Annotated in this window: 6 protein-coding genes; 3 read left to right on the forward strand and 3 right to left on the reverse strand. The window is 52.0% G+C overall.

The features are described 5' to 3' along the window. The first annotated feature begins 30 nt into the window (after positions 1–30). Entirely contained in the window at positions 31–1,413 is a 1,383-nt protein-coding gene (locus R3I13_RS01160; RefSeq protein WP_346316073.1) for a chloride channel protein, read from the forward strand. Positions 1,414–1,717: 304 nt separating this feature from the next. Here the strand turns inward: R3I13_RS01160 and R3I13_RS01165 are convergent, their stop codons facing one another. Beyond that, positions 1,718–3,157 (reverse strand): RagB/SusD family nutrient uptake outer membrane protein, encoded by a 1,440-nt coding sequence (locus tag R3I13_RS01165; RefSeq protein WP_346316074.1) that lies wholly within the window; start codon positions 3,155–3,157, stop codon positions 1,718–1,720. A gap of 39 nt (positions 3,158–3,196) precedes the next feature. Beyond that, on the reverse strand, positions 3,197–6,337 hold the full coding sequence (locus R3I13_RS01170) for a SusC/RagA family TonB-linked outer membrane protein (RefSeq protein WP_346316075.1): 3,141 nt from the start codon (positions 6,335–6,337) through the stop codon (positions 3,197–3,199). A gap of 692 nt (positions 6,338–7,029) precedes the next feature. On the opposite strand from R3I13_RS01170, the gene R3I13_RS01175 reads away from it, so the two are divergent. Both R3I13_RS01175 and R3I13_RS01180 read left to right on the forward strand, forming a co-directional pair. Further along, positions 7,030–7,590, forward strand: coding sequence for a flavin reductase family protein (locus R3I13_RS01175; protein ID WP_346316076.1), 561 nt, complete (start codon positions 7,030–7,032; stop codon positions 7,588–7,590). Between the two features lie 14 nt (positions 7,591–7,604). Next, positions 7,605–9,191, forward strand: a complete 1,587-nt coding sequence (locus R3I13_RS01180) for a Na+/H+ antiporter (protein WP_346316077.1) — start codon at positions 7,605–7,607, stop codon at positions 9,189–9,191. Positions 9,192–9,396: 205 nt separating this feature from the next. Here the strand turns inward: R3I13_RS01180 and R3I13_RS01185 are convergent, their stop codons facing one another. Further along, positions 9,397–11,775, reverse strand: a complete 2,379-nt coding sequence (locus R3I13_RS01185; protein WP_346316078.1) for a TonB-dependent receptor — start codon at positions 11,773–11,775, stop codon at positions 9,397–9,399. Between the last annotated feature and the right edge of the window lie 73 nt (positions 11,776–11,848).

An 11,848-nucleotide genomic window follows, 5' to 3' on the forward strand; every position in this document is an offset into this window, starting at 1 on the left:
TGTTTATGGCATATTCCTTATTTTCGGCGAATGGAAGGAACCGGAAATAAGTACTACAGGCTGCTCGTGAGGTTCGGGAACTACAGGACAAAATTTACTTCCCACCGGAATTTTCTCATTATCCTCAGTTTCGTGGTAGGCGTAGTTGCCGCGCTGGCAGCGGTTTTGCTGAAGGTCAGCGTACAGTTTTTTGAGCATCGCGTAGCGGCGATGAACAACTGGATGAACAGCAACTGGCTTTCCGCCATACTCCCCCTGATCGGCACCGGCCTCTCCCTCCTGCTGCTTACCCGCCTGTTCCACAACAAGCTCAACCGAGGCGTGGGCTTCATCATCCACAATATTATTTCCAATAAAGGGCGTATTGAAAAGCGGCATACTTATGGGCACATAATTACCAGCGCCATTACCGTAGCCTTTGGAGGCAGCGTAGGACTGGAAGCGCCCATTGTAGCTACCGGCGCCGCCATCGGCTCCAACACCGGGCACGACCTGCGGCTTTCGCCCAAAGACACGGTGCTGCTGCTTGCCTGCGGCACGGCAAGCGGTATCGCGGCAGTGTTCAACAGCCCGTTTGCAGGGATCATTTTTGTGCTGGAGATATTCCTGCTCGATTTCAGCATTCCCTTCTTCATACCGCTGCTCATATCCACTGCCACGGCCACCGTGGTATCACAACTGCTGTATCCCGGCAAATTTATATTCGTTGCGAGCGAAAGCTGGAGCATGAAGGCCATTCCTTTTTATATCCTGCTGGGCATTTGCTGCGGCATGGTATCTGTTTATATCACGCGTTCGGTGGATTTTATTGAGGGGTATTTTGAAAAACGGCGCATGAACTGGAAAAGCTGGCTGGCAGCGGGCATCCCGCTGTGCCTGCTTATCTTCCTGTTGCCGGGGCTGTACGGCGAAGGATATTCCACCATCACCAACCTCCTGGAAGGCCGCTATGACTCCATTACAGCACATTCCTTCCTTCAGGGATACAGCGCCCGGGCCTGGGCTATCATCGTAATGGCGGTGCTGCTGCTGGTATTTAAGGTGATATGCGCCTGCCTGACCATCAGCGCAGGCGGCAATGGCGGGATCTTTGCGCCGTCTATGATCACGGGCGGGTTAACGGGCTTTTTATTCGCTTACCTGGTGAACCTGTCCGGCATCTACCAGCTGAACACACCTAATTTTATCATCGCCGCGATGGCAGGCGTGCTGGCAGGCGTCATGCATGCGCCGCTTACAGCGATCTTCCTGCTTGCGGAGATCTCCGGCGGGTACAAGCTGTTCGTTCCGCTGATGATCGTATCAGCTATCTCCTACTTCATCACCCGCAAATACGAAAAACACTCCGTGTACCACAAATCCCTCGTGGAGAGGAAGATCCTGACGGATAAAAATATGCATGATCATTTCTGATCATTTCCCCATCCACTTCTTGAACCTGGTGACGCGTTCGCGGCTTACCAGCGCACCTTGCTGTCTGAGGGTTTAAGACCCGGCATCAGGCGGTTGCCGAAATAATCGTCTATTTTATCGATGCTGCGGATGGATACAAAAAAGGAGGGGCTGATGCGGAAGAACTGTTTCAGGGGGCCAGCATGGCGTCCAGCTCGTCCACGTATAGTCGATCACGAAGGGGGAAATGGGCATATGAATTGAAAAGCCCCTGCAAATATGATTGCAGGGGCTTTGTGGAAAATATGAGTGGATTCCTCAAATATTAATATTCAGGATTCTGTTCCATCAGTCGGTTTGCCTGGATTTCAGTTAAGGGAATAGGCAGCAGGAAGCGGAAGTTGCCCGCAGGCAGGGTGGCAGAAGCAGTGTTGGGAGCATCCGCGGGAATACGTTCAACGGGCAGGCCTCTCCTTTTCAGGTCCCAGAAACGATGGCCTTCGTAAGCCAGTTCTTTGAACCTCTCCTCCATGATGGCTGTGATAGCTGCTGCTTTGGAAGCCAGTGTTACAGGCGTGTAGCCATTAATGCGGTTGGCACGCAGTTGATTCAGATCGCTCTCAGCGCTATTGGCTCCGGTAAAGCGGTCTTGTTCGGCACGGGCTTCGGCACGGATCAGGTACATTTCGCCGGTACGGAATACTTTAGCATTTGTCAGGTTTTCTGTGGTAGCGGCATATGCGGCAGATCCCTTGTACTTGCTGATAAGTTTTGAATTCCTGGCAGGTGTAGCCCCGGAGAGCAGCGGCTCATCTGTGAAGTACGCATTAAAACGAACATCGTTCACTTTGTCATACATATTCCACAGTTCGGTGGAAGCAAACCAAACTATTTGCGGGAATACCGTTGGCTGGGAGTTCACGGGTTTCCAAATGCTACCCAGGCGGGAATTGGCGTTGCCGATGAGATAAAACGACACTTCCTCAACTGAAGCGTCCGTCCAGATGGACGGGAAAGTCGCTGTGGTAGCCAGTGGCAGCTGATTTATATATTCCGTCGCGAAAGCTTCGGCATTTGTCCAATCTTTCATGTATAAAGCTACACGGGCCTGCAGTGCGGCAACGGTAGCCTTGTTTACGCGCGTACGGGAAGTATTAGGTGTGAGTTCCGCAGGCACCAGGTTCTTAGCTTCCGCCAGGTCTGCCTTCAGCTTGCTGAAATAGGTGGCCATGTCTAATCTTGCAAGCGGCTCGATGGTAGGTGTTTCGAGGTATGGCATTGCAAGGCCGTTGGCCGTGTAATTATTGCAATAGTAGCGGAACAGCTGGAAGTGCCCCCAGGCACGCAGGAACAATGCTTCGCCGCGGAGTTTGGAACGCAGAACGTTATCGCCCGCACGGGTAGAATCCGCGTTGGGAAGAGCGCGAAGCACACGGCTGGCACGGTCGTTCAGCTGGCCCATGGGCGTGATGGCAGTGTAAGTATCCCGGATCACAACGTCTGTGGAACCAAAGGCCCATTCGTGTACAGTACCGGAGTTGTAGAATTCGCCATCTTTTACTTCATCAGACATAGTGGCATTGAACTGGTAATCCATGTTCATGGAGAGCACAGCGTATGCACCCATCAGGCCACTTTCGCAGTTCTCCACGGTTTTCAGCGCCACATCGCCTGCGATGATGTCTGTTTCTTTGATATCCAGTAATTTGTTACAGCCGGTAGCCATAATCAGGGAAGCTGCGGCAACTAGTTTTATATATTTCATTACAATTTTCGTTTTGTGTGATAGAATCAATCTCATCCGTTAGAAATTAATATCGATACCCGCAACAAAGTTTCTCGGGTTAGGATATTCGTTCAGGCTGATATTGTTGCCATCTTCAGGATCCGGGCCGCGCCATGGGCTCCACACATAAAGGTTCTGGCCTTGTATGTAAACTTTTGCTGACTGGAACAGCTTGGTGCCGGCGATTGTTACCTCGGGCAAGTTATATGCAATGTTCACGTTTCTCAGCTTAAGGAATTTCGCATCTTGCAGATCGGAAGAAGTAAAGCCACGATCGTACTGGAACGCCTGGTAGAATTTCTGATCACCGGGTTGCCGCCATTGTTCGGTCAGCAGTCGTTTGCTGCCATTAACAGCTGCCTGGTAGCCGGAGATGCCGCGGGTGATCCAGTTTTCGATGTTGTTGCTTCTTACTACATCGAATTGGTAAGAGAACAATATGCCAAGGGAGAATCTTTTGTAACGTACGTCGATCGTGCTGCCGCCCATCTGCTTCGGGAAATATGAACCAAATTTGGCGAACTGGCCGGCGCCGCCCGTGGTGTAAACCGTTTTGCCGTCGAGCGCCTCATACATAGGGCGACCGGTTTCCGGATCGGCGCCAAGATAATGATAAGTGTAGTGGCTGCCGAAAGAAAGGCCTTCACGGATAATGAAGGTACCGGAAACATATTCGGAAATACCACCAAGGCTTTCAATCGTATTTTTGTTGTACGCGTGATTCACGCCGAAGGTAACGTCCCAGTCGTTATTCCTTACGATATCTATGCTCAGGCTGGCTTCGATACCCTTATTGGACATTTTTCCCGCGTTGATATCCGTAGTCGCAATGCCTGCGTGAGCCGGCAGGTTTGTACGGATAAAGAGGTCGTGCGTAGTGTTCTTATATACATCCACGCCAAGCCTTACCCTGCTTTCCCAGGTCGCGATGTCGAAACCGATGTTGGCTTTGGAAATGTGTTCCAGCACCATTTTCGGGTTGGCCACAGCGGTGGGTGCAAGGCCCGGGATAGAAGAACCGAGGTATGAAGCGGATCCATAGGTGTCGTACTGCGCGGCCATATAGTTGGTGATGGGCAGCAGGCCACGGGTAGTGGAATTATGACCAGGATGCATCACATAAGTGCTGGTCGCGATACTTCCCATGTTGGGGGTAGAACCGTAGGATGCGCGGAACCGCAGGTCTGTCAGGAAATTCTGCTCTTTCATGAACCCTTCCCTGATCGCTTCCCAGGTTGCGCCTAAAGACCAGGTAGTGATCTGGTTGTTGGCCGTGTTCAGGATACGGGAAGTACCGTCTCTCCTGATACCACCGGTAAGGGTGTATTTGTCATTGTAGGTATAACGCGCCGTGCCAAAATAAGAGCGGATGCCGTAACCTGTTTTGGCGCTGCTGGCAACCTGCGGATAGCTGGTCTGACCGGCAGTAACAGGGATATTGAAGCTGTTTTGACCAGTTTCGGAAAGACGGCCGTCGAGGTTGTACAGGTAGAAGCTGTTGCCTCTCATCCACTGGCGTACTACTTCAAAGTAGGCACCTACTTCCACGTCGTGCTTGCCGTATTTCTGGTTAAACACCAGGCTGGAAGTGTTGATCAGCATTGCTGTGATACGGGAAGACTCCATGTCCATTCCTTTCTTCTGCGGAAACAAATTTTCCTGCTGGCCATACCAGGAATTCGGGTTGATATAACGCTGTGCTGTTTCGAAAGAAGCGTCTATACCTACCACATTTTTCGCGGTAAGGAAAGGCAAAATGCGGTAACTGAGCGTAAGGCCGGAATTGATTTTAAACTGACGCAGATCGAAAGTAGTAGCTTCGATACCTTCGATTACATTGGCCACTTGTTTATAGCCACCGGGAACGGCCAGGCCGTTTGTGCCCCAGTTAAGTGTGCCGTCTGCCTTGTATATCTTCTCGTAAGGCTTGGTACGCCATGCCATCTGGAACGCATTGCGGGCGCTATTTGCCAGGAACTCGCTTTCAGACAGCTCGGTTTTGGAAAAACCGATGGAGTTGTTGAATTGAAGACTGAAGTTGTTCATGGTGTGATCCAGGTTGAAGCGTGTGGTGTAGCGCTCCAGGCCTGACTTCAAATCGATACCTTCCTGGTCGAAATAACCCGCGGAAAAGAAATATCTGGTTTTTTCGGTGCCGCCACTGGCGTTGATCTCATAGTTCTGGGAGAAGCCGTCACGAAATAAGTAATCGCGGTAATCAGTGTCAATACGGCGAATGCTGTCCAGCAGCCTGGCATCATTGGCCAGTTCTGCAGGTGTTTTGTCCGTAACGCCGTCGGCACGTTTGGTATTCAGCGGCGAGTAAGTCCAGCCGGGCGTGCCATTGATTTTATTCCTTTCTTCATACTGCAGAATCTCTGCAGTATTCATGAGATCAAAATTGGTCATATTAGGTTTCTGCGAAACACCCATTTGCGCGCGGAAAGTAAATTTGGGCTGCCCGGCCTTGCCTCGTTTAGTGGTGATTACGATTACGCCGGTACCGGCGCGCGCGCCATACAAAGCGGCAGCGGCGGCATCTTTCAGAACAGTCAGCGATTCAAAGTCATTTGGGTTGATGGTCTGGAAGTCTGAAGCATTCAATGGCACACCGTCAACGATATACAGCGGTTGTGCACCGGAGCCGCTGAGCGACTGCACACCGCGGATGGTTACGTTAGCGCTGGTACCAGGCTGGCCGGAACTGGAGTTTACGAGGATACCAGGCGCACGGCCTTGTAAAGCCTGGTCAAACGCGCCGACAGGCACACTTTCAACCATTTTACCGCTGATAGGTGTAGCTGCTCCTGCAAACTGGCCTTTCTTAACGCGGGAATAGCCGGTTACGATCACCTCGGTAATGTTCTGTTCATTGGGTTTCAGCATAACGTTGATCACATTCTGCGAACCGATCGCAACCTCCTGGGAAGTCATGCCGATAGTTGAAAAGACCAACGCTCTGGCGCCATCTGGCAGCGTTAAGGTATACACACCAGAAGCATTTGTAACGGTGCCCGTGGTAGTTCCTCTCACTTGAACTGTAGTACCTGGCAAAGGATCCCCTTTATCGTCGGTCACCTTGCCTGTAATTGTTCTCTGAGCCAATGCCGATCCTGCCATCAGGCAGAACGCCATTAATGCAAATAGAAATTTCCTCATGTGCGGGTAATTTAGATTTGGTTTTAAATTTGGTATAGTGTTGCTGCTAGCCCGCTTTATTGCGGGACATAATACATCATAAATCCATAAAGCAATTGATTCTGGTCTCGATTCCGGATTCTGGTCCTCTGGCTAACGTTTTAACCCAACAGTTGAGATATTATCTCCCACTGCAGATCCTGATTTCCCGGCTCTGTTTTTTGCATTTCGATATTAGATTTTACGTCGATTCAGATCTGGCTCGGGTACAGTCCAAGCATATAAATATTTCACAAGCACTAATACCTATGTGGCAAATTTAGATTCTGGTTTAGATTCTGGCTTTTACTCAAGTTCTCCGCTAAAATAGTGATAACCGCTGGTACCTTCCGCAGCATCAGCATGTGAAGTACAATGGTTACGTTTACTGAACAATATTAAGAAGTGTTAATTATTGTGTTTGCAAAGTACGATTAAAACTGAATATCAAAAAACAAACTTTTCATGATTTTTCCTTTCAGCCCAAATCGCACCGGTACAACTTTTGTGTTAAACATCACTGCTACGGACCAATAGAATCATATTTTCTCCCCTCCCGGACTACGGAATTATACCGCAAAAAATTTTGTTATGCCATGGCTTCCTGCAAAACCGTTGCAACCAATCCAATCCAAAATCACTTAAATTTAGAGTCACTGCAAAACCATATCACCATGAAAAGGAACTATAAAAAAACAATGCTGCCGGCAGACAAGGTCCGGAAGTTCCTGGAACCGGGGCCGATAGTGCTGGTAAGCTCACTTCACAAAGGGAAGACCAATATCATGACCATGGGCTGGCATACGGTGATGGAGTTTTCGCCTTCCCTCATCGGCTGCATGATAACGGCCGCCAACCACAGTTATGATATGATCCGGGAGAGCGGTGAATGCGTGATCAATATCCCCACCGCAGACATGATCGATACCATCATCGGCATTGGTAATACAACGGGCGCCAAAACGGACAAGTTCAAAAAGTTCGGGCTCACGCAGGAAGAGGGGAAAGCGGTGAAAGCCCCGCTCATCAAAGAATGTTACGCCAATTTCGAATGCCGCCTGGCAGACAGGCGGATGCTGGACAAATACAATTTCTTCATTTTCGAAGTGATGGCCGCGCAAGCCGCCAGCTGGCCGGAATACCCGAAAACAGTCCATTACCGGGGCGAAGGCGTTTTTATGGTATCAGGTAAACATTTATCTTTCCCGGAGAAATTCAAACCACAAAACCTGTAAGCTCAACCTGCACTATGCTCGAGAATTTTATACAATACATCGCGCTGATCATTATCATCCTGTTGCTGGTGATGCTGGCGCAAAAGCTGAAGATCGCCTACCCCATTGTGCTCGTGCTGGGCGGGCTGGCGCTTTGCGCTATTCCCGGCATGCCGGCGGTCAGCATCAATCCCGAGCTGATCTTCCTCATCTTCCTCCCGCCGCTGCTCTACGAAGCCGCGTGGTATACTTCCTGGAAAGATCTTTGGCGATGGCGGAGAGTGGTCACCAGCTTTGCATTCCTGATCGTTATCGTTACCTCTTTCGTAGTGGCGCTCGTATCCAGCTCGCTCATACCAGGCTTTACGCTGGCGCTGGGCTTCCTGCTGGGCGGCATCGTGAGCCCGCCGGATGCGGTTTCCGCCACATCGGTATTAAAATATGTGAAAGTGCCCAAGCGGCTGTCTGCCATCGTTGAAGGGGAAAGCCTGCTGAACGACGCGTCCAGCCTGATCGTATTCCGTTTTGCGCTGATAGCGGTAGACACAGGGCGGTTCGTATTCCAGGAAGCCGCCTTCAGCTTCGTGACCGTGATAGTGATGGGTATCGTAACCGGCGTGCTGATCGGCATGATCTACTATGCCATTCACCGCTGGCTGCCCACTACGCCGAATATGGACATCGTGCTCACTTTCACCGCACCATATGTGATGTACATCGCGGCGGAGTGGTTCCACTTTTCGGGCGTGCTGGCCGTTGTGAGCGGGGGATTGTACCTCTCCGCGCGCAGCCACCTCATTCTCAGCACCGCAAGCCGGCTTAGGGGGAGCAATGTATGGTCTGCCATCGGATTTGTGCTGAACGGCCTCGTGTTCATGCTGATCGGCCTCGAGCTGCCTGTGATCATCAACGGCCTGGGCGATGTAAGCATCGGCACCGCCATCTGGTACGGCGTGCTGATCACCGTGGTGCTCATCATCACGAGGCTGCTCAGCACTTTGGGCGCTTCCGTATTTACTGTTTTCATCAGCCGGTACATCACCACGGCAGACAGCCGGCCCGGCTGGAAAGGGCCGCTGCTACTGGGCTGGGCAGGCATGCGCGGCGTGGTATCGCTGGCTGCGGCGCTTTCCATCCCGCTCACGCTCAACAGCGGGCAGCCCTGGCCGCAGCGCAACCTGATATTGTTCATCACCTTCACCGTCATCCTGCTCACCCTCGTTGTACAGGGCCTTACGCTCCCGCTGCTGATCAGGTGGGTGAAAATGGAAGACCCTGATTACGACAAAAGCCCGGAAGAACAGGAGCAGGCCCTGCGCCTGCAATTGTCGGACCTCAGCCTCCGCTATCTCGACGAGCATCATGCAGAAGCGCTCAGCAACAGCAAACCACTGCAGACCCTGAAAAACCGCTTCGAAAACGACCAGCTGGAATCCGAAGAAGATACCAGCCACGAACTGGAGCATTACCGGCAAGTATACCTGCAGCTGCTCTCCCATCAACGCGAATCGCTGCACCACATCAACAAACAGCAAAGCGTAAACGAAGAAATGGTGCGCAAATACCTCAACCTGCTGGACCTGGAGGAAGAAAAACTGCGGCTGAGATTTGAAAAGGAATAACAGGCGATCTGTTTGCATAAAAAATCCGTCAATGCAGGAGCAGCAGAGCCAAAGCGGAGGCGCGACGAAGCAATCTCCCGCATTGGATTGATATGCCCCATGTTTGGAGATTGCTTCGTCGCGCTCAGGCACAAAAACCGCGCTGCTCCTCGCAATGACGGGATTTTTCCTGTATTGATATCAACAATCCGATAATCGCTGAAACTTAATAACTCACCGTCACGCCTATATTAAACGATCTCCCTCTCCCTTTGGAGTAAAACCCGGGGATCATGAACCACTGCGAACGCGCCGGGAAATAATCCTCGTTGAAGAGATTATCGATCCCCACCGTGAGCACAGTGCTGCGGGTGGCGCGGTAGCTGGCGTTCAGGTTGAACAGGTCGTATCCTTTCACAATGCCTTCATTGCCTTTGTAAGTGTTGCCGGCGATCATATCAAAGCGGTCTCTCGTTTGAATGCCCATGTACTGCAAACGCAGCTCCAGCGTGCTTAAGGGGCGGTATTGAATGGTGCCCGCGAGCTTGGGAGCAGCAATGCGCCTGCCGTTCAGGTACATGTTGTAATTGCCGGTGCGCCCGGTGTCTGCCTTGCCTTCCACGTAACTGTAAGACGCGCTCAGGTCCAGGTTATGCAGGGGGCTGTACTGCAATGCCGCCTCAAAGCCATAAACGCGCTCGGGTGTGCGGTTTACGTTGAACAGGTCGGTATTTACATCGTATATCATTTCCGCACCGAGTTTGGACGTGCTGATGAAGCCGGTCAGTTCGAAACGGATGCGTTTGTATTTACTTACGAAACCAAGCTCGTAGTTGTTGACCAGCACGGCTTCGGTGTTGATCTTATTGATATTGTCCACCTTGGCGTCTCTCAGCGCAAGACCAATGTCCGCCACGGAAAAGCCCTGTGAGAAGCTGGCATAGGGCGTGAACAGCGGGAAGCGGTTGTAGCGCAGCCCTGCGTTGAACAGTGTAGCGGTGTAATTAAGGTTCCCGCCGGTAACGTTAAAGCTCGGCGTTACCGTAGCGCCGCTGGCATTCGTGATGCGCAGCGTGGTATAGTCATCCACGCCGATGCGTACTTTTTCTATCCTTACGCCGCCTTTCACGATCAGGTGCTGCAACAGCGTCCACTGCGTTTCCGCAAAAGGCGCGATGTTGAACATCTTCATCTCCGGCACCCAGATGCGGCCGTCGATCAGCGGCTGGGAGGTCACGTCGTGGATGACGTCTGCGCCATAGGAAAGCGTGCCCAACTTGAGCAACGGCGAAGTGAACATAAACCGCAGGCCCTGCTTTTCCGCCAGCGTATGCGATTGCCCGTCGCCGCCTTCAAAACGGCCGAAGGAAACGTAAAAGATATCGTCGCGGGATTCGTAATAGGCGTCAGCATTCAGGGACGTGCCCCCGATCAGGCTGTCTGCCCGGTAAGACAGCTGCAGGTTATGATTGCCTTTCGAACCGGTGGGCTCGCCGGCTTGTTTGCCCAGCACGCCGGTGGCAGGCTGGCCGGTAGCATAGTTGCCGTTCACCAGCGTGTAGTTTGAATTCTGCACGCTCCTGTAAAAGTTGTACATCAACTGGATGCGCTGGCGGGAAGTGGGTTCCAGGCCCAGTTTCACGAAGGCGTTATAGCTTTCCGTTTCGCCAAGGCTGTAGTTGTTGCCCAGTATCCTGCCGTTCGCGTCCTTGAATTCGCCGGTTTGTTCGTACACCCCGCCGACCGTATAATCGAATTTTTTGTATTTGCCGGCAAGCAGCTGGCTGATCCGCCCGCCAAGACTGTTCTTCGGGCTGGTAAGCGAACCGGTGAGGTTCACGGAAGTTTTGCCGGAGATGACGCCCTCTTCTTTCGGGGTTAATGTGATGTAGTTGATCAGCCCGCCGGTAGCGCCGTTGCCGTAAATGGCGGTGGCGCCTTTCAGCACGTCTACCCGTTCCAGCACGGCGGGGTCTATAGACCGGATATCCACTTCGCCGTTGCGCAGCGGGGTAGATTGCGGGATGCCGTCTATCATCACCAGCACCGAACGGCCGCGCAGGCTCTGGCCCACGTTACTGTTGGTTTGCGCGGAAGGCGCCAGGCCCGGCACTTCATACGCAAGTATCTCCGTTACGTCAGACGTAATGGCCAGGTTGTTTTCAATGGTCCTTTTGCTAAGCACTGTAACAGAAGAAGGCACATTGTCCAGCACTTCAGGCCTGCGGCTGGCAGACACGATCACTTCTCCAAGCGCTACAGAAACGGGTTCCAGCTGCCAGTCCGCCGTCAATTCCGCGCCGGGCTGCAGGCTGAGCCTGCGCAACTGCTCCTGGTAACCCAGCATGGATACCGCAAGCGTCACTTCTCCCTGTTGGGAAGTTTCGAGGATATATTTACCGTCTTTACCGGTATACACCACGTTATTGGTGCCTTTAATGCGCACCGTGGCGAATTTGAGCAGTTCTTTATGCGCCTTCACCGTGCCTTTTATCACTGTCTGAGCGGCTGCGCCGCCGGAAATAAAGGCGGCCATCATGAAGATGATGAAGAATTTTACCCCTGGAAGCGGGAAACCTGCCTTGCGGCATAAGCGAGTGGTCATGAGCTGATTACTGTAATTTGCCGCGAAGTTAGGCCGATGGCGACGGTTGTTATGCTCGGATCGGGAAAAAGAT

Origin of the sequence: Chitinophaga sp. YIM B06452, assembly GCF_039655965.1 — a bacterium.
Lineage (GTDB): Bacteria > Bacteroidota > Bacteroidia > Chitinophagales > Chitinophagaceae > Chitinophaga.

Bases quoted from the DNA above. Each gene is read 5' to 3' on its own strand.
- R3I13_RS01175 (WP_346316076.1), top strand. From the start codon at position 7,030: ATGAAAAGGAACTATAAAAAAACAATGCTGCCGGCAGACAAGGTCCGG.
- R3I13_RS01170 (WP_346316075.1), bottom strand. From the start codon at position 6,337: ATGAGGAAATTTCTATTTGCATTAATGGCGTTCTGCCTGATGGCAGGA.
- R3I13_RS01165 (WP_346316074.1), bottom strand. From the start codon at position 3,157: ATGAAATATATAAAACTAGTTGCCGCAGCTTCCCTGATTATGGCTACC.
- R3I13_RS01185 (WP_346316078.1), bottom strand. From the start codon at position 11,775: ATGACCACTCGCTTATGCCGCAAGGCAGGTTTCCCGCTTCCAGGGGTA.
- R3I13_RS01160 (WP_346316073.1), top strand. From the start codon at position 31: ATGGAAGGAACCGGAAATAAGTACTACAGGCTGCTCGTGAGGTTCGGG.
- R3I13_RS01180 (WP_346316077.1), top strand. From the start codon at position 7,605: ATGCTCGAGAATTTTATACAATACATCGCGCTGATCATTATCATCCTG.